Source organism: Nitratireductor sp. ATLC21 (assembly GCF_057196525.1).
Genome location: NZ_JBXUOU010000002.1, coordinates 165,592 through 188,933, shown reverse-complemented (window position 1 = coordinate 188,933; position 23,342 = coordinate 165,592). Strand labels below are relative to the sequence as shown.

Genomic DNA, 23,342 nt, shown 5'->3' with positions numbered 1-23,342 from the left:
CTCCCGATGAAGCTCGCTCAGGTGGCCGTGAATCCCGTGCCAATCTGAACCTTGAGCATGACTGCCGCTTATCTGGGCGTCAAGATTTCGGTACCCACTCCCTCCGATCCGGCGACCGTCCATATTCCCTGGAGCGTACCGTTCTGCTGTACGTTGTAGATAACGAGTCCTATCGCCCGACCCAGAACATAGGCTGCGGAGAATGCGGAACCGTTGCGCATGCAGATGCCCTGCGACGTTGTCCCTCCGGTCTGCCATCTGATTTTGCAGGTGGTGGAGCTGGTCAGCGTGATGGTTGCCGTACCGCGATAGGATGAGCCGTCGAGATTGGTCCCTACGGCCTCATAGACGCCGCCAATTGACTGTGCGTTCGCGGGCGCCATCAAGGTCATGAATAAAAGTGCAGTTTTTAGTCCCAAGCCAAATCGCATCATATCCATCTCCTCCGTTCGTATTGGGAATTGTCTATTCGTCTTCGACCAATGCGACCACGCGATCAAAGGCACTCGAAAACCCGGAGAGCGAGACGGAAAAGATGAGCTCCTGACCGCCATCGGCCGTGGCGATCACGTTGAGCTGGTTGCCGTCCCGCAGCGAAGCGACGGTGCCCGCGTCAAATGCAACATCGACGATACAGCCCGCCGGCAGGCAGGTGCGAAACGGCTGGATAGCACCGGCGCTTCCTTCGTCGAGCCGGTAGGTGATGCCGCTGGCGAGATCCAGGCCGAAGGGCAGGACCAGCGCACCGCGCGCCGCGCTGCTGTCGCCAGCACCGGTCAGTTCGATGCTGAGCACCCTCTGACGGTTCTCACTTACCTGAGTTTGTGACATTACGCACCGCACGCTGCCTCCGGGCACCGTGCAGGCCACCTGCCAGTCGCCATGGCCCTCGCGCAGGCTGGAGGCATTGCCGGGCAGGCCCGTCTCCTGTGCGAAGGCCATTGAAGTGGAAATGACGACAGCGGTCGTGGCAGAAAGGCCAGATCTTATACGGGACATGGTGATGGTCTTTGTTGGCAGAAAGAAAGGCAGCCGTCGCCTGGGGTCTTCGGCGGCGGATGCAGTATTCATGGGCGTACCTCTGAACAACAACGCCGGCGATCAGAACCGCACGTTCAGGCTCAGGCTAGCCGAATGATCCTGAACACCGGAGCCGAACTGGCCGCCATAGGCGAGGCCCAGCGTGGCATCCTCGGTGAAGTTCACCGCGAACCCGACGTCGAGCACCAGACTGTCCTGTGCCAGCGGCACGCCCGCAATGGAGAAGCCATTGCCACCCGAGGCAAAGACCATCTGCGCACCCGGTGCGCCGCCGATGGCATGCCGCCAGCCCAGCATGCCGCTCAGTGTGGCCTCCATGTCACCGAGCGCCACGTCGGTCTCAGCGCGCGCGCCCAGCGTGGTGAAGGTCGCTTCGACACCATTGGAAACGGTCGTGAGTGCCGCAGCACCACCGGTCTCCATAAATCCATCGGTTGACAGGTTGACGTATGCGAGGTTGGCAAAGGGTTCAAATCGGGCAGAGCCCACCTCGAATTTGTAGGCGGCCTCCCCCCAGGCTTGCAGGGTCCGGGCGCCGTAGGATGCAGAAAGGCTATCCGAGAACCCGGTGAAGGCCACCGAGCGCACCGTGTCGAGGCTGTGCCAGCTATGAGCGACCCCGCCGGTCAGGGTGTAGCCCCCCCATTCCCCGCCGCTGTAGACGCCCAGCGTATAGGTGTCGGCCGTGCCGGAGGACAAGCGATCATCGACGCTGAAACTTGAGCGCGAATAGCCACCCAGCACACCAATGCGCGCATTGTCCCAGACCAGTGCATCGCCGCCCATCAGAAACCCGCCGATGGTGCGGTCCAACGCGGCGGCATTGCCGTCGCTGCCCCACCGGCTCCAGGATCCGAAGCCCTGGCCCCACAGGCCAAAGCTTTCGGAAATCCGATCCTCGATCTGTGCACTATTGTCGGCCGCCACACCGCCCAGCGCGACACGCATCCGGTCCATCGCCGCCTCGCGCGGGAACCGGCTGTCTTCCAGGAGTGCGGTCTGGGCAGAGGCGTGGATCTCACCGGAAAGCTGGTCGAGGGCGATGGGAGCTTCGGCGTTGGAGACACCGAGCACCGCATCAAACACACGATTGCCGCTGCCGAGCGAGAACGCACCCTTGCCAGCCGCGCATTGATTGGTGCTCATCCCGGAAAGGCAGAACGATGTCACCGCGACACGTGAGGTCAGGTAGGCCTCGTTGAGCGCGTAATCATAGCTATCCACGAAGTCGAGGAAGGCGAAGTCGTCGATTACGTTGTCGAAAGCTCCAGTCAGAGTGCCGGCAGCGAGGATGGTATAAGTGCCCGGCGTATAGGTCGAGCCATCATCGGTGCCGTTCTCCGGCGTTACATGCACAGTGCCGCCATTGATCGTCACCGCAGCTGTCGCGGTCAGCAGATCATTGTTGATTCCTTCAACGAACCCGCCATCGTTGAGCTCGACCGTATAGGTCGAGCCCGCGTTGAAGGTGGCATTCGTCGCATGGATCGTACCAACGGAATTGCCCGGCGCCAGTGTACCCCCGGCGTTCACCGCCAGATCACCGATGTCCCCGGAGCCGCCAAGAACGCCTCCATCCACATCGATGGTGCCGTTGAGCGCGCCGTCAACCAGGAGGGTGCCGCCCGAGACCGTCGTGGTGCCATTGAAGGCCGACCAATCACCACCAAAGATCGATTCGCCCGCCTCGTGTAGAACACGGTGCATCCCGGCGCCGGAAGAAGCCAGAAAGGTGTTGAAATTGTAGCCAGTGTCGGTGTGATTGAATACCAGCGTACCGTCGCCATTGCCGAAGGCGATGCCTGCGGCAAGCGTGCCCGCGCCGGCGGCGGCATCGCCCGATGCCGAACCGATGTTGAGGGTTCCGGCAACGCCGCTGTCAGAGGCGATGACCAGCCCTCCGCTTGTCACAGCGCCGCCATCGGCAATAGTGACGGAGCCGTCATTGGTCGATCCGACATAGATGGTCCCTGTCGTCATCCATTGCGAACCGGTTCCCGTAACCAGAACGCTGCCGGAACCGGCAGGGTTGGTGCCGGCGCCGATATGTGCATCGCCGGAATTCTGATTCACCATACCCCCGTCGGCGATGGTCAGCGTGCCCGCCGCTTCTTCGCCGACGAACAAACTGCCACCCCCACCGGTCAGCCTCCACGACGTGCCTGGACCGGTCACCGTCACGGAACCGGAGGAAGTGGCCAGTTGGGCGACATAGCCGCGCGTACTGGTTACCCGGCCACCATTGCTGATCGTCAGTTCGCCGACGCCCTCCCAGCCAACCAGCACCTCGTCGGCACTGAGTTCTGATCCCGCGCCATCGACCAAAACATGACCGGCACTATCGGGGTTCTCGGCAATGATGAGGAAGTCGGCTTCGACCTGCCCCTCGTTCAAGACTTCGACACGGCCAGTCCCACTCCACCCTACATACAGGTTCTCGCCCACATCCAGGGTCGAGCCGTCTCCATCGACCACCACCGTGCCCTGCCCGTCTACGTCCCATCCGATACGGGCCCTATCGGTGGTGACCCTGCCGCCACTGGCGACACGCAGTCCGCCGACGGTATCAACGCCAACCGAAAGCACCAAGCCGACATCGAGAAGCGAGTCTGTTCCCGCGACAAGGACAGTGCCCTCCGTGCCACTGCCTTCGCCAATCTCGACCTCGTCGGCTGTCACAGTGCCGCCGTCGTAAATGTAAAGTCGACCGGTACCGCCCTGGCCGACATAGAGCGCATCATTGGCATTCCAGGAGGCGGTATCTCCAACCACAGAGACCGAGCTGCCGTTTGCGACGGCGTTGTCAGCGATGATGCCGTACTGGCTCTCGACCTGTCCATTCAGAACACGCATCTCGCCCAAGCCCGACTGGCCGACAGTGATGTAGCCTGTATTGACCCAGGTGCCCTCAACCGTGGCCACGCCGGCGGAATTGAGGTTCCGCCCGATTACGGCGGAAACGCTGTTCACCTCACTTTCAGCGTCGATGGTCAGATAGCCTTCCCCCTGGTCGCCGACGACGAGCATGCCCGCGTGATCCCAACGCCCCTCGGACAAAAGTTCGACCGCGCCCGAAGAACCGGCCTCCCGGCCTATCCTGGCAATATCGGTGCTGGACACATAGCCGTTATTGGCAATCGTCAGAAGCCCCTGCCCCTCTTCGCCGACATCAATGCTATAGTCGACAAGCAGTTGCGCGCCGTCTCCGTGAACCACGACCGTACCGACACCATCGGAATTCTCGCCAATGGTGAGATATTCTGCTTGGACTTGTCCGTCATCCTGAATGAAGAGCTGGCCCGTCCCACGCCGTCCCACAATCAGATCCTCGCCGGCATTCCAAGACGAGCCGATACCCGACACAGACGCGATGCCATACGTATTCGGCCCCTCAGCCAATACAGCATCGGAGCTCGTCATGGTGCTGCCATCGCTGACAACAAGGTTGCCCTGCGACACGGTGCCGAGATAGATCGTGCCCCAAACGTTCCAGGACGAACCGCCTCTCAGCGCGATGACATGCTGGGCGCTGGCCGCCTCCCCGACACGAGCGGTGGCACTCTGCAACTGGCCAGCATTGTCGATAAGCAGGCTACCCGCCCCTCCTGGCACGGTTCCGAAAAAGATGTCATCCGCATAGGCTGGTCCCCCCATCACGCCACCATCGATAACCGGATCGATACCCTGGCCGTTGAGGTAAACGTCGAGACTCCCTGTCGGAACCGTTCCCAGATCCCAGTTGTCGGCGGTGCCCCAGTCGGAGGAGGTGTCCCCTTCCCAATTGATGACCTGCGCCAGGGCCGGGACGTTGGCGCCAAGCAGACAGCCCGCAATTGCCGTCGAGCAAAGCAGCGCCCTGGGCAATTCATTGAAACTCATTCTTGCGATCACCTTCACCACCATCCGGTGCCCCTCTTCAATGCTTCAATCCATTCGCTGCGGTAGGCGGCGAATCCGGTTGATTGAGGCATAGAGGGCCGGGGTCGCGGATGGGTCGCGGATCGAGCCGCCCATTCGATGGGCCGGATTTTTCTCAGGTTTGCGGCTGGATGTTGCGAACTGGCAACAGAGTTGCCAACGTGTTGTTACGCTTGATCGCCGGCCCTTGCATCTGCTTCCAGCGCGTCGGCATCCAGCTCGACGCCGAGATGTTCGGCGGCTTCGGTGGCCAAGTCGTAGAGGGTTTCACGGAAGCCGAGGCGCTCCAACCCCTCCCTCGATACGCGCAGTGCGCGCGGCCAGTCCCCCGAGACGCTGAGCGAGCGGACAAAGGCCGTGCAAGCGTTTATCGCCGCTTCCTCAAGCTTGTGCTCGTATGCGATCAATCCCGTATCGTCGGCATAGTGGTAGACAAATGGTCCGCGATAAAGCCGGAGCGCCTCCGTATAGCGGGCTTCCGCTGTCCAGCCGGGCGCCGTTGCCAGCGCCATCAGATCCCACGCGTCGATGGAAACATGATCGGGATCGAGCGCGATACGGCCGCCCTGCGTGACAATGGCTTCAGATATTCCGATCATCTGCCGCAAGCGGTAGACGGTCGACTTCATCCGTTTGCGCGCGTCGGTCGCATCGAGCTCCGGCCAGAGCCGGTCGGCCAGGGCCTCGCTGGACTCGCCATCCTGGCCCGCCGCAATCAGATGCACGGCGAGCGCAATGGGGCTGCGCGGGAGCTTGCCCGAAGTCAGGCGCGATATACTGCCCTCCAAAACGTCGAAACGTCCGAGCGAAACGATCTGTATCCGGGCACCATCTGCCTCGGACGGTATTTCTCCGGCAAGACCAAGCACACGGATCAATTCATTGGCGTAGTCAGTCTCGATATCGTTGAGGATCGCGAAGCGCATCAGTTCGGCCATTTCGGCCCGGCTCGTCCAGGCATGAAGATAGAACCGCATTGTGGCGCCCGCCGCGAGCGCCGTACGCAGATAGGGCTTCGCGCGATCAGGATTGATGCTCTTCAACGCCAGGAAAGCGCCGCGCAGCCCGCTTAGAAAGACGAGCAGCGGACTGTTCTGCCTGGCTGCAGCCCGGCGTGCACGGCGCAGCCATGCCAGGGCCTCGCGCCGCCGCTCCAAGCTTTGGAGGACGGTGGCGACGGCATTGCCGTAGAGAACGGGGAACAAAGCCATCCCGATCCGTTCACCGGCACGGTGCGCCCCCAGAATAACCGCAAGTGCTGCATCATACTCTCCGCTGAGCCAATGATCCCAGGCAATAAAGTGCTGATGAAAGGCGACGTAAGGCGGGGGAGCTTGTGGGCCGACACGAACGGAAAGCATGGTCAGGTAACGCCGCGTTCTATCGCGATCTTCCAGGGTTAGCGCCTTATACAGGGCAGCATTCAGGAGCGCGCCATCGAAAAACTGCTGCTGATGTTTCGCGTTGGCTTCGATTCCGCTCTCCATTGCGCGAAATGTCTCGTCACCCGAAGCATCGAAAATCGACAGGAACTCGGCGGCAACAAAGTGACGCGCGCAGATGTCGACAGCAGGGGCCAACTCCTCGTCAAAGACCTGGTTCAGTCGCGTCCGGACCTGGGCGGCTTTCCAGCGATGGCCCTCGCAATAGCAATAACGAAACATCAATTGAATGCCGCGCCTGATGGTTTCGTGACGGGGCAAGGTCTGGAAATAGAAGTCCAGATTACACTGTTCCCAGAACGGAAAATCAGGATGATCGGGTCGGCGGAGCAGCATTGCGACGAACGCCCCGCGTGCCAGAGATGCCTCGCTGCGCGGCCCAAGCCTTCTCGCCAATTGAGTTAACTGCGGCAGCATGACGATCAGATCATCCAGCAGGTGGAGATCTGTCCATTTAAACCATATGGAATCTATCAGTGCTGTCCAGATCGGGATCAACAACTCCTGCTGATGGCATTGCTGTGCCGCATCAAGCGCGGCCGATAAGACCTCGCACGCCTTGGCCGGATTAACGCCGAGCAGGGATTCGCCATACCAGTAGCGCAGTGCCAGGCTGGTTTCCAATTCCGCTTCCGGCATAGGTTCCAGCGCGGCCAGGATGACGCCGAGTTCACCCTGTTCGCCAAGCGACGGCGCATATTCAGCGATCGCATCCCTTAGGGCATCCCATGCGCCCGACGCCGACAAGAGCAACAATCCTTCGCCCACGTCCCCGTTTTCAAGCAGCGCCTGACCGGCCCTTGAGCCGAGTTCGGCCGTCTTGGCTGCGTCGACGAGGTCTGAATAATGGTGGTGAAGTGCTGCCTTGAGAAGGTCGTGAATCTGCAACCGGTCGCTGCCGTCCCGTTCGACGAACAGCAATCTGTCCGCCAACCTCGCCAACCGTTTGTCGCCGCGCGGCAGATTGAGCGCGTGCGCGACAATCCTGACCGGCAGGTTGGGCAACCGTGCGGCCCGACAAAGCATCATGCGGTCCGGCTCGGAGAGCGGCTCAACGAGTTCATGGACAATGAGATCGAGCAGATCCGTTGAATCGGGCGCAAGTCGGTCGGCGGCATCGTCAGCCCTGGACATCGCAGATTGCAGTAGCAGGCATGCACCGAGCATCCACCCGCCGGAGGCGCGGACCAGTTCCGGCGCCGACCAGCGGCTGCGATCGCCATCGAACGCGCCGATCAGTTCATCTGCTTCGGTTTCGTTAAGTTTAAGCATGTCGAAATCGACCACCATCGCCTTGCCGATGGCATTGAGCCTCAACCATGCAGGATGTTGGGCCTCACGCGAAACCAGAACAACTCGGATGTCGCCGGTCTCATCACTGACCGCATCAGCAAGCGCCTGATGCACGGCAGTTTCGGCAGGCAACACGTGGAGATCGTCCAGCACAACGGTGATACGGTTGCCGCGGCCACCGGCGGCGATCAAGCGCCGCAGGTAGTCCACGGGGAATGCGATGTCCTGCGAAGCCAGAGCGGGCAGATCGTATTTCGGAAACGCATTGCGGAACGCCGACTCGAGAGAGGTCAGGAACGCGCCCATATCGGCCATGCGCGGCTCGGCACGCAGCCACACAAATGCCCCGCCGAGCCGGCGGCACATCTGCATGGCAAAGACGGATTTTCCGCTCCCCGCTGGCGCGGTGATCCAGACGACCGATTTGTGCTCTGCGGCCAGGACATCACCTGACTGGCGCGATATCGTTGTCCTCGATTGTCTCCTGGCGGTGCCCGCAGACTTTCTTGTCACGTCCAGTTGTCCCCCAAACCGGCTTGCCTCTCCTGCAAACTTGCCGCCATCTGCAGGCCGATGCAAATTGCAAGCATGGACTTAAAGCCGCCGGGAGCCGGCCGGATCCCGTGCGCGCACAGCGGGTTGTAAATACTTATGGTCGCAGATCGGTCGCGGATTCATCATGGAAGGCGAAACGTCGTCTTCCGGACGCAATGCTTCTACCTGGTTTTCACAGGCCTGCAATTGGTCTGCCTGTTGCTATCAGGCGCGGGGAGTGTTGCCCCTGGCAGGCCTGCCTCGAACACCTGCTTCCTGTTTCCCGCCCACAATTCTCGCGCTCGTTCGCCGTCCGCGCTTTGGAGCTTTTCGGCCATCCAAATGAGCGCGCCTTAGATCATCTCGCGGTTATCGTCGGCGCGTTGGACGAGACCCGCCTCGACGACGAGGAGGCCTGGTTCGATCATGCGCCGGGTGCGCTTCAGGGCTCGATTGGAAAATGGCGGAGAGAGAGGGATTCGAACCCTCGATACGGTTTCCCGTATACACGCGTTCCAGGCGTGCGCCTTCAACCACTCGGCCACCTCTCCACGGCACAGCTTTATCGGCTGCGCGAGGCTCATCTAGTCGATCTGATCGAGAATGCCAAGTCCAGTCTGTGACAGTTTTGCAATTTGCCGCACTTTCCTGCGCCTGGCCCTCCCTTACTCTCAACTTTCCGTAAGGTGATTGCCAAGACGGGTCGCCCGGCCTATGTCTCGCACGGGTCGTTTTGTGGTTTGATGGCCCATGCCGGCAGCGGCACAGAGGTGAGGCCTGAATGTTTCGTCTGTTCTTTCGGATTTTGGCTGTTTTCGCTCTCGCAATCGCCGTTGTCATGGCCGTGATCGACGCCACACGCTCCATCGCCGCTGACGCCCTGACATTCACGCCATTGGGCGAAAGCTGGTACGCTGTATCGCCCGACACACTCAATCTGGCGCAGGCAGTCATCCAACGCTATACATTTCCCTTCATCTGGGACCCTGTGATCATCCAGATCCTGACCCTGCCAGGCTGGCTGGTCTTCTTCGCTCTTTCTCTCATTTTCTACATTGTCGGATACCAACGCCGGCGGACTGTTCTTGCCTGAATGCAGCAAACAGACTGACGCTGCTTCGCGTGCTGCGCAGCCTGCAAGACCATCTCAAGTCGTTTTTCCGAACGGTCAAAATTCCGCGTGAATTTTCATTTCAGCCGTGCAAGAGTGCCCGTAAGGGGAGAGCGGAAGACTTTCTCCATGCCGTTCCCGATGGTCCACGGCCGTTGCGGGACGCTCGCAAGAGTGCTTGAGCGGATATGCCATTCGAGGCTGCCCGCTCGTGCGGCGTAGACGGAAACACAAGACAACCGACAGGGTGTGGATCACATGAAGCGTATTGTTCTCGGCCTTCTGGCCGCTACCGCGATGTCCGCAAGCGCGTTTGCGGATGAGATCGCTCCGGCTCTCATCTACGATCTGGGTGGCAAGTTCGACAAATCGTTCAACGAGGCGGCCTATAACGGCGCCGAGCGGTTCAAGGAAGAAACCGGGATCGAATATGTAGAGTTCGAAATCTCCAACGACGCCCAGCGCGAGCAGGCCCTGCGCCGCTTCGCCGAGAACGGCCGCAACCCGATCGTCATGGCGGGTTTCACCTGGGTCGATTACCTGAAGAAGGTCGCGCCGGAATATCCCGATACCGATTTTACCATCATCGATGACGCAGTCGACGCGCCCAATGTGCGCTCCGTGACCTTCAAGGAGCAGGAAGGCTCCTATCTCGTCGGCATGCTCGCCGCACTCGCCTCGGAAACCGGCACGGTCGGCTTCGTCGGCGGCATGCAGGTTCCGCTCATCGGCAAGTTCGAGTGCGGCTATGTGGGCGGCGCAAAGGCTGCCCGCTCAGACGCCAAGGTGATCCGCAACTACACGGGCGACACGCCTTCCGCATGGAACGACCCGACCAAGGGCGGTGAGATCACGCGCACGCAGATCGACCAGGGTGCGGACGTGATCTATCACGCCGCGGGCGGCACGGGCGTTGGCGTGCTCCAGGCGGCAGCAGATGCCGGCAAGCTCGGCATCGGCGTCGATTCCAACCAGAACGGCCTGCATCCGGGCAAGGTTCTGACCTCGATGGTCAAGCAGGTGGACGTCGCCGTCTACAATGCCTTCATGGACGCCAAGAACGGTGAGTTCAGCTACGGCCTCCAGGATCTCGGCCTGGCCGAGGACGGCGTCGGCTATGCGATGGACGACAACAACAAGGACCTCATCACGGACGAAATGAAGGCCGCGGTTGAAGAGGCCAAGCAGAAGATCATCGATGGCGAGATCGAAGTGCACAACTTCCTCAGCGACAACGCCTGCCCTTACTGAGGCAGTGCCCGTTTTCGACTGAACCAATCCGAAGGGCCGCCTGTGCGGCCCTTTTTCCTTTCCTCATCACTGCCGGTATGTGTTAGGTCGCTTCAATATCTTCTCCGAACAGTCTTCAGGAGCTTTCCATGTCCGATATCGCCCCGGTTCTCGATCAGCTCGATCGTTCCATCGATCAGAGTCTGGAGCGGCTTTTCCACCTTCTGAAGATCAAATCGATCTCCACCGACCCGGCCTTCGCGGCAGAATGCCGGAGGGCTGCCGAATGGCTGGTGGAAGACCTGAAGACAATCGGCTTCGAGGCCAGCGTGCGTGACACGGCAGGCCATCCGATGGTGGTGGCGCATCATGACGGCGAAGGGCCGCACGTGCTTTTTTACGGGCATTATGACGTGCAGCCGGTCGACCCGCTGAACCTGTGGGACAATGATCCGTTCGACCCGTCGGTGAAAGAGATCGAACCCGGCCGCAAGGCGATCATCGGGCGTGGGTCTTCCGATGATAAAGGCCAGCTCATGACCTTTGTGGAAGCCTGCCGCGCTTATAAGGCGGTGCATGGCAAGCTGCCCTGCAGGATCACCATTCTGTTCGAGGGCGAAGAGGAATCCGGCTCGCCTTCGCTGCGTCCCTTCCTGGAAGAAAACCGCGCAGAGCTTTCAGCCGAATACGCGCTGGTGTGCGACACCGCCATGTGGGACCCGGAGACGCCCGCCGTCTGCGTCGGCCTGCGCGGGCTTGTCGGCGAGGAGATCACCATCAAGGCGGCGGACCGCGACCTGCATTCGGGCTTTTTCGGCGGCGCGGCGGCCAATCCGATCACGGTTCTGGCCCGCATTCTGGGCGACCTGCATGACGAGAACGGGCGCATCACCGTGCCCGGCTTTTACGAGGGCGTTGAAGAAACGCCGGCAGACATCCTGAAGAGCTGGGAAGGGCTTGGCGAGACGACCGAAAACTTTCTCGGTCCGATCGGCCTTTCAAAGCTTTTTGGCGAAAAAGACCGCTCGGCGCTGGAGCTCGTCTGGGCGCGCCCGACGGCGGAAGTGAATGGCATTACCGGCGGCTACACCGGCGAAGGCTTCAAGACTGTCATTCCGGCTGAGGCTTCCGCCAAGGTCTCGTTCCGGCTGGTGCACAAGCAGGACCCGGACAAGATCCGCACCGCCTTCCGCAAATTCGTCGAAGAGCGCCTGCCGGCCGATTGCCGCGTGGAATTCCATCCGCATGGCGGCTCGCCCGCCTTCCAGCTCGACTATGACATGCCGCTGGTGACGAAGGCGCAGGGTGCGCTGAGCGACGAATGGCCAAAGCCCGCAGTGGCGATCGCCATGGGCGGTTCCATTCCGATTGCCGGCGAGTTCCGCCGGATGCTCGATATGGAAACACTTCTGGTCGGCTTCGGCCTTCAGGATGATCGTATCCATTCGCCGAATGAGAAATACGATTTGAATTCGTTCCATCGCGGCCAGCGCTCCTGGGTCCGCATTCTCGATGCCCTGAGCAGCAAGTAAGCCTGGAAGACACGCCATGACGATCCGATTTCACAAGAACGACCTGCCCGATCTCAGCAACTACAATGTTGATGCCGTTGCCATCGACACGGAGACGCTGGGCCTGAAGCCCCACCGCGACCGGCTGTGCGTGGTGCAGCTTTCGCCGGGCGACGGCACGGCCGATGTGGTGCAGATCGATGCCGGGCAGAAAAAGGCGCCGAACCTCGTCGCGCTTTTGAAGAACCGCAAGATCACCAAGCTGTTTCACTTTGCGCGCTTCGATCTGGCGGTGCTCTATCACAGCTTCGGCGTGATGCCGGAGCCCGTGTTCTGCTCCAAGATCGCCTCGCGCCTCACACGCACCTATACGGATCGGCACGGGCTGAAGGATCTCTGCAACGAACTGCTTGGCGTGTCGCTTTCGAAGGCGCAGCAATCGTCAGATTGGGCAGCCGAAGAGCTTTCGCCCGAACAGCTCGAATATGCGGCGTCCGACGTGTTGTACCTGCATCAGTTGCGCGAAAAGCTGATCGTACGGCTGGAGCGCGAGAAGCGCACGCGCGAGGCGGAAGCCTGTTTCCGCTTCCTGCCGACACGGGCGAAACTGGACCTGATGGGCTGGGAAGAGGCGGATATTTTCGCCCATAGCTGAGGGGCTCCCGCCGATTTTGTTTAATTTGACTTAACTGCGCCTTAAACCGCTGCCTTTTACTGTGCCCGCAATGAGATGTGCGGGTGCAGGGTTGCGGGGTTTGTGAACGTATGGCGCGCAGGACGAAAAACCGAAGGATCGAGCCGACTTTCGACGCGCCAGCGGCGCGCCGGGGCAGCGACGATCTGAAACTCGGTGACGGCGACCGCGTCGTGCCTTCACGCCAGCGGCGCAGGCCGGGCAAAGGCAAGAGCGCCAAGGGAGCGAAAGCCACTCGCCGCGCCAGCCCGCGGCGCAAGAGTGGCGGGGGCGGTGGCTTCTTCAGCTTCCTACGCACCGCCGTCTACTGGTCGCTCGTTTTGGCCCTGTGGGGCGGTATCGCCGCTGCCGGCATCACCGCTTACTATGGCGCCAAGATGCCCTCAGCGACCACCTGGGAAATTCCCGACCGACCACCCAATGTGAAAATTGTTTCGGCTGACGGGGACATGATTGCCAATCGCGGCATGACAGGTGGCGAGGCGGTGGGCCTGCACGAAATGTCGCCCTTCATCCCGCAGGCCGTGATCGCCATCGAGGACCGCCGATTCTACTCGCATTTCGGTGTGGACCCGATCGGCCTTGCCCGCGCCATGGCGGAGAATGTGATGGCTGGACGGCTGACACAGGGTGGCTCCACTCTGACGCAACAGCTCGCCAAGAACCTCTTTCTGAAGCCCGACCGGACGATTGAGCGCAAGGTGCAGGAAGTGCTGCTGGCGCTGTGGCTGGAGCAGAAACATTCCAAGGACCAGATCCTGGAAATGTATCTGAACCGTGTCTATTTCGGCTCGGGCGCCTATGGCGTGGAGGCGGCCTCGCGGCGCTATTTCAACAAGTCCGCACGGGATGTCACGCTCTCGGAAGCCGCGCTTCTGGCCGGCCTTCTGAAAGCCCCCTCGCGCCTGTCGCCCGCGCGCGATCCACAGGCCGCCGAAACACGGGCGCAGGTGGTGCTGACCGCCATGCGCGACCAGGGCATGATCGGCGATAGCGAGATGACCACCGCCATGAGCCGACCCGCCACGCGCGCTGCGGCCTACTGGACCGGCTCGGAGCACTATTTCGCCGACCGGGTGATGGAGGAACTGCCGGCGCTCATCGGCGATGTGAAGAGCGACATCATTGTGGAAGCCACGGTCGATCTTCGTCTTCAAAAGCAGGCCGAAAAGACCATTCGCAGCCTGATCGACGAGAAAGGCGGCAAGCTCGCCGTCAGCCAGGGGGCGCTCGTTTCCATAGACACCACCGGAGCGGTGCGGGCGATGGTGGGGGGCTATGACTATGCCAACAGCCAGTTCGACCGCGCTTCCGAGGCACGCAGGCAGCCGGGCTCGGCCTTCAAGCCCTTCGTCTTCATGGCTGCGCTGGAGCAGGGCCGGCGGCCTGATAGCGTGCGCAACGACGCGCCGATCAAGATCGGCAACTGGACGCCGGAAAACTACAAAGGCAAGTATTATGGTCCGGTGACGCTTTCAGAAGCCCTTGCGCGCTCGCTCAATTCGGTGGCCGCGCAGCTTGCCATGGAAGTCGGACCCAAATCCGTGGTCGAGCTCGCGCACCGAATGGGCATCGAATCCGACCTGAAAGCCAATGCCTCCATTGCGCTTGGGACCTCGGAGGTAACGCCGCTGGAACTGACCGCGGCCTATCTGCCCTTCGCCACCGGGGGATACAGGCCTGAGGTCTATTTCGTGCAGCGCATCACCACATCGTCCGGCAAGGTGCTTTACCAGCACGACCGCCCGCGCATGACACGGGTGGCAAGCCCGGAGATCATCGGCATGATGAATGCGATGATGCAAGAAACCGTGGAATATGGCAGTGCGCGCGCGGCGAACATCGGTCGCCCGGCGGCAGGCAAAACGGGAACCACCCAGCAATCGCGCGACGCATGGTTCGTCGGATATACGGCCGATCTGGTAACAGGCGTCTGGTTTGGCAACGACGCCTCCAAGGCAACGAAGGCAACAGGCAGCTCCATGCCTGTTCCTGCCTGGAAGGCATTCATGGAGGAAGCGGAAAAGGGACGACCGGTGAAACGCTTGCCAGGCTCCTGGAGCCCTGGCGCTCCGGCGCCCGGCATTGCGGCAAGGGAACCGCAGACACCCCCGGTCCCGCAGGCATCCGTTGGTGGCGGGACGCAGGCCCCGCAGGGGCACCCGACACCGCCCGCTGCGGTGCCTTCCGGCGGCGATCCGGGTCACACCGCTTCCGTTCGCCGCCCCGTACCGCCTGCCAATGTGGGGGGTGGCGTGCAGAGGAAGCAGACCTCCATCCTCGACATCATTCTCGGAAATTAGAGCCAGCCAGTCCGCTTTTGCCTATCGCATTCGCCTCCACTCTCGCTTACATAGGAGCGGAACAGGGAGCAGGGCATGGCCGACGAACGCAAGACACTGGTTTTGACAGGTGCGAGCCGAGGTATTGGCCACGCGACGGTGAAGCGTTTTTCTCGTGAAGGCTGGCGGGTGATCACCTGCTCGAGGCAAGCCTTTGCGGAGGATTGCCCGTGGCCTGCCGGGCCGGAAGATCATATCAAAGTCGATCTTTCCGACCAGGAAGACGTCGGCATTGCCATCGCCGAAATTCGCCACCGGCTGGAAGCGAATGGCGGACGGCTGGACGCGCTGGTCAACAACGCCGCCATTTCGCCCAAGCTCGAAGGCGGCAAACGCATGAACTCCATCGAAACGCCGATGCATATGTGGCGCGATGTGTTTCAGGTGAATTTCTTCGCACCGATCATGCTTGCGCGCGGGCTCTTCAAGGAGTTGGGCAACGCGAAGGGCTCTGTTGTGAACGTCACTTCCATTGTCGGCAGCCGCGTGCACCCTTTCGCCGGAACCGCCTATGCGACCTCCAAGGCAGCGCTCGTGGCGCTCACGCGGGAGATGGCAGCCGATTTCGGTCCGCATGGCATTCGCGTCAACGCTATCGCACCGGGCGAGATCGAAACCTCCATCCTTTCCCCCGGCACGGAAAAGATCGTCGAGACCATCCCGCTACGCCGGCTTGGGCAGACGTCGGAAGTGGCTGAGACGATCTATTTCCTTTGCTCGGATCAGTCGTCCTATGTGTCTGGCTCGGAAATTCACATCAACGGCGGCCAGCACGTTTAATACCTTTGAGCGTGATCGATCTTGGTGGTGCCCCTCAATGGCGCTTCGGCACGGGGCTTCGGCGGCGCGTTTGTTGGCGCCGCCCAACCCACCTCATCTACTGCATCAGCACCTTTTCTATATCGCCGACCGTGTGATTGGTCAGCGTCTTGGCGACCTCGCCGATCACCTTGTCTTCCACTTCCTTGTGCATCTCCTTGCGCAACTCGCCCAGCACCAGCGGCGGGGCGACGAGCACCAGCTTGCTGAACTTGCCCTTGTGCGCGAGCTTGTATAGCCGCTCGGCGACGTCGGCGGCAAAACGCTCCTTCTCGATACGGTGCCAGTCGGTTTCGTCCACTGCGCTGCGGTGAACCCCATGGCCGTCGTTGAAGCGTCCCGGCTTGTCGGTGCCCTGCTCACGGCTTGGCGGATTTTCTTCGTGGATCGTTCGCACCACCTGAAGATTGGGATAAGTCGCGTCGCCCTCATTGCGAAGAAACAGCGCCTTTTCACCATCGGCGACGACAACCCAAGCATCGTGTACGAGCCGGAACTCAGCCATATCAATCTCCATTGCTTCTACGGTCCTGAGGAAACGCAGCCTCTCGCTTCCTGTTCCACAAAGTGGATATGGGTATCCGCGCAGGGCCGGGGAAGGATTTGCTGCCGCGAAGCGGTGCGATGAAAAAGCAATCTTGTCACATTCATGCGGCAGCGAGTGTGTTTCTTCTCAGGCGACGCTGCAAACCGCCATTATTGCGGGCATCGTTCGAGAAGGCTCGCAAACCATGACGACTAAGACCCAAAAGCTTGCCGCTTTCCCCGTGTTCCTGCGGGTGGAGAACCGTGCTGTCGTCATTGTGGGCAATGGGGATGAGGCGCTTGCGAAGGCGCGGTTGCTGGGCCAGTCGAAAGCGGCGCTCACGCTCGTTGCTGATGCGCCCGAGAAAGCGCTCGCCGCATGGGCGGCGGAAAATGGAGCCCATCTGATCCGCGCACCCTATGCTCCGCGCTACATCGAAAACGCAGCGCTTGTTTTCGCCGCGACCGACGACGAGGCGCAGGATCGCGTCATTGTCGCGGATGCGCGGGCTCGCTCCATCCCCGTAAACGCAGTGGACCGGCCCGAGCTTTGCGATTTCTATACACCGGCCCTTGTGAACCGGGCCCCGCTTGCGGTTGCCATCGGGACCGAGGGGGCCGGACCGGTGCTGGCGCAAATGGTGCGGGCGCGCGTCGACCAGATGCTGTCCCCATCGCTTGGCGTACTCGCCCAACTTGCCACACAATACCGCGACGCCGTCGACCGGCTGGTGCCCCGCGGCCTAGCGCGTCGCCGGTTCTGGAAAGCCTTCTTCACCGGCGACACAGCCCGCGCGGTCGAGCGGGGAGACGTGGCCGCTGCCCGCCGCAGCGCCTCCAGCCTTCTGGCGGCTGGTGAAGACATTCCGGGCCACATCGCGCTGGTGGGCGCCGGTCCCGGCGCGGAAGACCTTCTGACACTGCGCGCGCAGCGCCTTCTGATGGAGGCGGATGTCATTGTCTATGACGCGCTGGTGCCGGAGGCCGTGGTGGCCATGGGCCGGCGCGATGCAGAGCGCATCTCCGTCGGCAAGCGCAAGGGCTGCCACTCCAAGAGCCAGGAGGAGATCAACGATCTGCTCGTGGCGTTGGGACGCGCGGGCAAGCGCGTTGTACGGCTGAAATCCGGCGATCCGCTGATCTTTGGGCGCGCGGGTGAGGAAATGGCGGCACTCCGTGAAGCGGCTGTCTCCTATGAAGTTGTGCCGGGCGTGACCGCCGCCTTCGCCGCCGCTGCCGATTTCGAGCTGCCGCTGACGCTGCGCGGCATTGCCTCCTCCATCGTGTTCACCACCGGCCATGACCTGAAGGGCCGCACCCTGCCCGACTGGGCGAGCCTCGCCGTCTCCGGCGCGACCATCGCCGTCTATATGGGGCGCTCGGTGGCTGCCGATGTGGCGGGCCGTCTCGTCGAGGCAGGACTTTCGCCGGACACCGCCGTGGCCGTGATCGAGAACGCCAGTCGCAACGACAGGCGGCTCCTGCACGGAACGCTGCACGACCTGCCCTCGCTTGCCGACCGCAACGAACTGACCGGCCCCGTTATGACGCTGATCGGCGATGCAGTGGCCGGCGCGAATTTCGAGCGCTCGGAAGCGCTCGCATCCCACAAGCACCAGCTGGAGCGCGCGTGATGAAGATTGTAGCCGCCAATCGCCTGACCGATGGTGAAACCGTGTGGTTGGGAGCCGGCGACCGCTGGGTCGACACGATCGATGCCGCCCATGTGGCCAAGGATGCGGAGGATGAGGCGCGCATTGCCGCTGCCGGGAACCTCGCTCTTGCCGCCAACATCGTGATCGACGTCACGCTGGTCGACGTGGAGATCGCCGAGGGCCGCATCCTCCCCAAACGCCTGCGCGAACGCATCCGCGCCGGCGGGCCCTCCATTCATCCAGAGATCGGCAAGCAAGCGCGCAACGCTGCGCTCAGCGCCGCCTAAAGCCAGGTCACGTTTCATGTATCGTTACGACGAATTCGACCAAGCCTTCGTGAAAGCCCGCGTTGCGGAGTTCACCGACCAGGTGAAGCGCCGCCTTGCAGGCGAGCTCACGGAAGACCAGTTCAAGCCGCTTCGGCTGATGAATGGCGTTTATCTGCAGCTGCACGCCTATATGCTGCGGATCGCCATTCCCTATGGCTCCCTCTCGCCGCGCCAGATGCGCAAGCTGGCGCATATCGCGCGCACCTATGACAAGGGCTATGGCCACTTCACCACGCGTCAGAACCTGCAGTTTCACTGGCCGAAGCTGGTCGACATTCCACGCATTCTGGAAGAGCTCGCCGAGGTGGAGATGCACGCCATCCAGACCTCCGGAAACTGCATACGCAATGTGACAGCAGACCATTTTGCCGGTGCGGCGGCCGATGAAGTGGCGGACCCCCGCCCCTATGCCGAAATCCTGCGGCAATGGTCATCGCTGCATCCGGAATTCTCCTATCTTCCGCGCAAGTTCAAGATTGCCGTGACGGGTGCGGCACGTGACCGTGCGGCTATCGAAGTGCACGATATCGGCCTGCATCTGAAGAAGAATGACAGAGGCGAGCTCGGCTTTGCCGTGTTTGTCGGCGGCGGTCTTGGCCGCACACCCATGGTCGCCAAGAAAATCCGCGATTTCCTGCCGGAGCGCGACCTGCTCACCTATGTGACGGCGATCCTGCGCGTCTACAATCTGAACGGACGGCGCGACAACAAATACAAGGCCCGGATCAAGATCCTCGTGCACGAGACCGGCACGGAAGAGCTGAAAGCGCAGGTGGAGAAGGAGTTCGACGAGCTCCGCGAAAGCGAGCTGAAGCTGCCCGAGGCCGATATTCGCGCCATCGAAGCCTATTTCGCACCGCCAAAGCTGAAAGCACGCCCGGAAGGCGACGCGGTGGTGAGCGGGGCGGTGAAGGCCAACCCCGGTTTTGCCGACTGGCTGCGCCGCAACGCGCACACGCATCGCAACCCCGACTATGCTTCCGTGACCGTTTCGCTGAAGGGCATCGGCGAGGTGCCGGGCGATGCGACAGATGCACAGATGGACGCGATTGCCGACCTTGCCGAGCAATATGGCAATGACGAAATCCGCGTGAGCCATGAGCAGAATCTGATCCTGCCGCATGTGGCGCGGGCCGATCTTCCTGCGGTTCATGCCGCACTTGTCGAGATTGGGCTGGCAACCTCCAATGCCGGGCTGATCACCGACATCATCGCCTGCCCCGGGCTCGATTATTGCGCGCTGGCCAATGCCCGCTCCATCCCCGTGGCGCAGGAAATTTCTGAGCGCTTTGCCTCTCAGGCCCGGCAGGACGAAATCGGCGATCTGCAGATCAAGATCTCCGGCTGCATCAATGCCTGCGGGCATCACCATGTCGGCCATATCGGCATTCTCGGTGTCGAGAAGAAGGGCACGGAGCTCTACCAGGTAACCCTTGGCGGTTCGGCGCGTGAGGGCTCGACCATCGGCGAGATCATCGGGCGTGGCTTTGCGCCCGACGAGATCACCGACGCGGTGGAGACCATTGTCGACACCTATCTCGCACGACGCGAAAACAGCAATGAGAGTTTCCTCGACGCCTATCGCAGGCTTGGCCCCGCACCATTCAAGGAGGCCCTTTATGGCCACGAAGCCAAGGCAGCTTGATCGCGATTTCGCCGCCAGTGGCGATGCGACCGAACTCGCTATCGCGCTGAACGATCGATATGGCTATCTTCCCGCCGAAGAAATCATCGCCGTCGCGATCGATCTGTTTCGGGATGCGGGCGGTATCGGAGCGACGTCTTCCTTCGGGGCGGATTCGGCCGCCTTGCTGCATCTGATCGCGAAAGTCGATCCGGGGATTCCGGTGGCGTTTCTGGACACGGGCCAGCATTTCGGTGAAACGCTGGACTATCGTGATCAGCTCGTCGCCGACCTCGGGCTGACCAATCTCAAGATCGTCGCTCCGCGCGCCAAGGCGCTCGCCGAGCAGGACCCGGATGGGACCCTTCACCAACGCGACACGGATCTCTGCTGCGACATCCGCAAGGTGGAACCGATGGCACGTGCGGTCGAGCCTTATCGCGCATGGTTTACCGGCCGGAAGCGCGCTCAGGCTGCGACCCGCGCCCAGATGCCCGTGTTCGAGGCGGTGGGACCCCGGATTCGTGTCAACCCCCTGGCGCGGTGGACCACTGAGGATCAGGCCAACTATATGCGCCAGAATGAGCTGCGCCAGAACCCGCTGGTGGCTTTCGGCTATCTTTCCATCGGCTGCTTTCCATGCACCAGCCCGGTCAGCCCGGGAGAAGACCCGCGTGCGGGGCGCTGGGCGGGGCAAGCCAAGATCGAATGCGGTATTCACCTGCCCGGCCTCGAGGCCGCGCTCTCTCCATCGCGTTAGGAACAGCTTCATGAATGAACCGCATCCGAAGCTCTGGGACGGCAGGGCATTTCGCAAGAACATCTGGGAGAGGCGTGAAGAGGCCGCGGTGCCGGGCGACGGCCAGCATTTTATCGTGCCGCTGGCTGCTTACCTCGAACTTGAGGAAAAGGCGCGCGAGGAAGCCGCGGGCCGAATTGGTGTGGAGCTGCAACCGGGTGAACCACTGGATCTACTGTTGCCGCATCTCGAGCACCTCCCGCTGGTGGCGCTGGCTTTTCCTGCTTTCAACGACGGGCGCAGCTATTCCAAGGCGGAACTCTTGCGCACCCGGCACGGGTATCGCGGGGAAATCCGGGCAACGGGGGACGTGTTGATCGACCAGGTCGCCCATATGTTCCGGGTCGGGTTTTCCACACTCGAAATCGTCAATGCCTTCACGATCAGCCAACTGGAGGCCGGGAAAGAAGCCGGCATTCCGCTCTACTATCAACCTGCAGCGAAGGCAGCGGCCGCGCCAGGTTCCTATGCGTGGAGGCGTATTTCCGCTTGATTTTCCAAGGAAATCTAAAGAATCCACGGGATTTGCGCGGCATTCTGCGTCATTTCATCTCGAAATCTCCCATTTCTGACCTATATCTCTGCCAAGGGGTGCATTCCGCATAACTTCTGTTATGGTGCGCCCCATCTTGAGTCGCCCCTTCGCCTGGGCGCCTTTGCATCTTTGCGCCGGCTGATGCCAGGCCCTTGCACCGATGTAGAATAAGATTGATCGAGAGCTGTTCTTCGCGCTTTTCAGCGCATTGGCCACGCTCAACCACTGAAACGCCAACTGAAGAAGGAAGTCCATTGCAGGTTATCGTTCGCGACAACAATGTCGATCAGGCCCTTAAAGTGCTCAAGAAGAAGATGCAGCGCGAGGGTGTTTTCCGGGAGATGAAATCCCGCCGTTCTTATGAAAAGCCGTCGGAAAAGCGCGCACGCCAGCGTGCCGAAGCTGTCCGCCGCGCACGCAAGCTGGCCCGCAAACAGGCCCAGCGCGAAGGCCTTCTGCCGAAGAAGCGCCGCGCAGCCTGAGGGCTGACGATCAGGCATCGCCTGATTTAATCGGATTTGAAAACAGGGACGGTGCGGCTCAGGCCCCGTCCCTGTTTTGTTTCACCGGTTCGGTCTGAAGTGGATCAGCCGGCGCGTCGCTCGGCTTCATCGAGCTTGCCGAGAAGGTCGTGAAACTCTTCGGGCATGTCGGTGTCCAGCGAGAAATGCGGCATCCTGTTCAGAAACCGCGTGTTTTCAGGGTGGCCAAGACGCTGTCTGACACTGCGCGCAGTGTCAGCGCGATTTGCGTCGCTCTGGCGCTCCTGTCGTTTTTCGTGTCGCGTCATTGTCCTTGCTCAATCGTTTCAAATCGCACTTATGGAGTTAAACCGCCAGATGAGGATTTGTTCCGAGAAATGAGGCACTTCGGCCATGTTTGAGCAACAGGGTAAATTTTTCCTAAAACTTTAATTGTCTGCCCAAGTGTCTGAAACCCGGTATCCGTGCGGCCATGGATCGGACGGGTCGAGCATCAGTTGATGGGTCCCCGTGACCCACCCTCGCCCGGCGATCTCAGGTATGATAGCCGGCTTATTTCCTGCGAATGTTTCGCTCACGATGCTGCACTCAAAGCGAGAACCGAGCACAGACACGCCTGTGAACCGATCTCCCACCTTCATGCGCCCCTGCGCATGGAGCACGGCCATCCGGGCGGAGCATCCGGTGCCGGTCGGCGACCGGTCGAGCTTGGCCGGGCGAATGACGACCGTATTGCGACCGACGAGACCATCCGCGGTTTCCTCGACCGGCAGGGCGAGCTGGCAGAAGGAGATGTGATCCCATTCCGGGTTATCGGGGTGGGAGAAGCCAAGCTGCTCATTGGCAGCCCTTGTGATCTTCGCGCCGGTTTCGGCCAGATCGCGGGCTTCATCCGGCGTGACGGAGAAACCGAGTGCGGCAGCATCGGCGATGACGAAACTGTCGCCGCCATAGGCGGTATCGACCGTGAGCGTGCCGAGACCCGCGACCTCCAGAGGCGCGTCCAGACGGTCAGCGAAGGAGGGCACATTGGTCACGCGAATGCGCTCGGCCTTGCCGTTGCGGCATTCGGCAACCACCTGAACGAGACCGCCCGGCGCTTCCAGAACGAGCTTCGTCTCGGGCTCGGTCATGGGCACGATGCCCGTGTCGAGCAGCACGGTGGCAACGCAGATGGAATTGGAGCCCGACATGGGCGGCGTGTCTTCCGGCTCCATGATGATGAAGCCCATATCGGCTGCCGGATTCTTCGGCGGGACGAGAAGATTGACATGGCGGAAGACGCCGCCGCGCGGCTCATTGAGCATGAAATTGCGCAGGTTTTGATCTCGGGCGATGAAACTGCGCTGCTCCCACAGCGTATCCCCGGGCGGTGGGAGCACCCCGCCGACAATGACGTCGCCCACCTCGCCCTCGGCATGGCAGGAGACGATGTGGATGACCCGGCTGGAGCGCATG

The 23,342-nt window shown here is 61.4% G+C and carries 19 protein-coding genes and 1 tRNA gene; 12 read left to right on the top strand and 8 right to left on the bottom strand.

From position 1 onward, the window contains the following. Positions 1–68 precede the first annotated feature (68 nt). The 5 genes from AC2CHD_RS08580 to AC2CHD_RS08560 form a co-directional block, all read right to left on the bottom strand. Positions 69–392 (bottom strand): hypothetical protein, encoded by a 324-nt coding sequence (locus AC2CHD_RS08580; protein WP_484553356.1) that lies wholly within the window; start codon positions 390–392, stop codon positions 69–71. Between the two features lie 73 nt (positions 393–465). Then, complete coding sequence (locus AC2CHD_RS08575) at positions 466–999, bottom strand: invasion associated locus B family protein (protein ID WP_484553355.1); 534 nt, start codon at positions 997–999, stop codon at positions 466–468. 102 nt (positions 1,000–1,101) lie between these two features. Continuing rightward, positions 1,102–4,920 carry an autotransporter domain-containing protein gene (locus AC2CHD_RS08570; RefSeq protein ID WP_484553354.1) on the bottom strand — a complete coding sequence of 1,273 codons (3,819 nt, stop codon included), beginning with the start codon at positions 4,918–4,920 and terminating at the stop codon, positions 1,102–1,104. 206 nt (positions 4,921–5,126) lie between these two features. Continuing rightward, positions 5,127–8,066: an AfsR/SARP family transcriptional regulator gene (locus tag AC2CHD_RS08565; protein WP_484553353.1), complete on the bottom strand. Its 2,940-nt coding sequence runs from the start codon at positions 8,064–8,066 to the stop codon at positions 5,127–5,129. Positions 8,067–8,689: 623 nt separating this feature from the next. Further along, positions 8,690–8,779, bottom strand: a tRNA-Ser gene (locus AC2CHD_RS08560). A gap of 230 nt (positions 8,780–9,009) precedes the next feature. On the opposite strand from AC2CHD_RS08560, the gene AC2CHD_RS08555 reads away from it, so the two are divergent. From AC2CHD_RS08555 to AC2CHD_RS08530, 6 genes are all read left to right on the top strand, one after another. Next, positions 9,010–9,321 carry a hypothetical protein gene (locus tag AC2CHD_RS08555; RefSeq protein WP_484553352.1) on the top strand — a complete coding sequence of 104 codons (312 nt, stop codon included), beginning with the start codon at positions 9,010–9,012 and terminating at the stop codon, positions 9,319–9,321. A 276-nt stretch (positions 9,322–9,597) separates the two neighbouring features. Next, the gene (locus tag AC2CHD_RS08550) at positions 9,598–10,590 is read left to right on the top strand and encodes a BMP family lipoprotein (RefSeq protein WP_229450223.1); all 993 of its coding nucleotides are present in this window, start codon (positions 9,598–9,600) and stop codon (positions 10,588–10,590) included. 128 nt (positions 10,591–10,718) lie between these two features. After that, a complete protein-coding gene (locus AC2CHD_RS08545; protein WP_484553351.1) occupies positions 10,719–12,101 on the top strand; it encodes a dipeptidase in 1,383 nt (460 codons plus the stop codon). 16 nt (positions 12,102–12,117) lie between these two features. Beyond that, entirely contained in the window at positions 12,118–12,735 is a 618-nt protein-coding gene (locus AC2CHD_RS08540) for a ribonuclease D (RefSeq protein ID WP_229450221.1), read from the top strand. 110 nt (positions 12,736–12,845) lie between these two features. Then, a complete protein-coding gene (locus AC2CHD_RS08535; protein ID WP_484553350.1) occupies positions 12,846–15,077 on the top strand; it encodes a transglycosylase domain-containing protein in 2,232 nt (743 codons plus the stop codon). 75 nt (positions 15,078–15,152) lie between these two features. Continuing rightward, complete coding sequence (locus tag AC2CHD_RS08530) at positions 15,153–15,896, top strand: SDR family NAD(P)-dependent oxidoreductase (RefSeq protein WP_229450219.1); 744 nt, start codon at positions 15,153–15,155, stop codon at positions 15,894–15,896. 97 nt (positions 15,897–15,993) lie between these two features. Here AC2CHD_RS08530 and AC2CHD_RS08525 read toward each other — a convergent pair whose 3' ends face one another. Next, positions 15,994–16,440 (bottom strand): baeRF12 domain-containing protein, encoded by a 447-nt coding sequence (locus tag AC2CHD_RS08525; protein WP_223019348.1) that lies wholly within the window; start codon positions 16,438–16,440, stop codon positions 15,994–15,996. A gap of 226 nt (positions 16,441–16,666) precedes the next feature. On the opposite strand from AC2CHD_RS08525, the gene cysG reads away from it, so the two are divergent. From cysG to rpsU, 6 genes are all read left to right on the top strand, one after another. Next, on the top strand, positions 16,667–18,094 hold the full coding sequence (cysG, locus tag AC2CHD_RS08520; protein ID WP_484553349.1) for a siroheme synthase CysG: 1,428 nt from the start codon (positions 16,667–16,669) through the stop codon (positions 18,092–18,094). Then, a complete protein-coding gene (locus AC2CHD_RS08515) occupies positions 18,094–18,402 on the top strand; it encodes a DUF2849 domain-containing protein (protein ID WP_484553348.1) in 309 nt (102 codons plus the stop codon). Before cysG ends, AC2CHD_RS08515 begins: the two co-directional genes overlap by 1 nt. A 16-nt stretch (positions 18,403–18,418) precedes the next feature. Then, on the top strand, positions 18,419–20,089 hold the full coding sequence (locus AC2CHD_RS08510; protein WP_484553347.1) for a nitrite/sulfite reductase: 1,671 nt from the start codon (positions 18,419–18,421) through the stop codon (positions 20,087–20,089). After that, a complete protein-coding gene (locus AC2CHD_RS08505) occupies positions 20,064–20,828 on the top strand; it encodes a phosphoadenylyl-sulfate reductase (RefSeq protein ID WP_229450215.1) in 765 nt (254 codons plus the stop codon). The genes AC2CHD_RS08510 and AC2CHD_RS08505 overlap by 26 nt, the downstream gene beginning before the upstream one ends. 10 nt (positions 20,829–20,838) lie before the next feature. Beyond that, on the top strand, positions 20,839–21,360 hold the full coding sequence (locus AC2CHD_RS08500) for a DUF934 domain-containing protein (RefSeq protein WP_484553346.1): 522 nt from the start codon (positions 20,839–20,841) through the stop codon (positions 21,358–21,360). Between the two features lie 296 nt (positions 21,361–21,656). Beyond that, on the top strand, positions 21,657–21,884 hold the full coding sequence (gene rpsU, locus AC2CHD_RS08495) for a 30S ribosomal protein S21 (RefSeq protein WP_007010888.1): 228 nt from the start codon (positions 21,657–21,659) through the stop codon (positions 21,882–21,884). 104 nt (positions 21,885–21,988) lie between these two features. Here the strand turns inward: rpsU and AC2CHD_RS08490 are convergent, their stop codons facing one another. Together AC2CHD_RS08490 and AC2CHD_RS08485 are read right to left on the bottom strand one after the other, a co-directional pair. Beyond that, entirely contained in the window at positions 21,989–22,192 is a 204-nt protein-coding gene (locus tag AC2CHD_RS08490) for a hypothetical protein (protein ID WP_229450213.1), read from the bottom strand. A 120-nt stretch (positions 22,193–22,312) separates the two neighbouring features. Next, the gene (locus AC2CHD_RS08485) at positions 22,313–23,341 is read right to left on the bottom strand and encodes a trans-3-hydroxy-L-proline dehydratase (protein ID WP_484553345.1); all 1,029 of its coding nucleotides are present in this window, start codon (positions 23,339–23,341) and stop codon (positions 22,313–22,315) included. Position 23,342 lies beyond the last annotated feature (1 nt).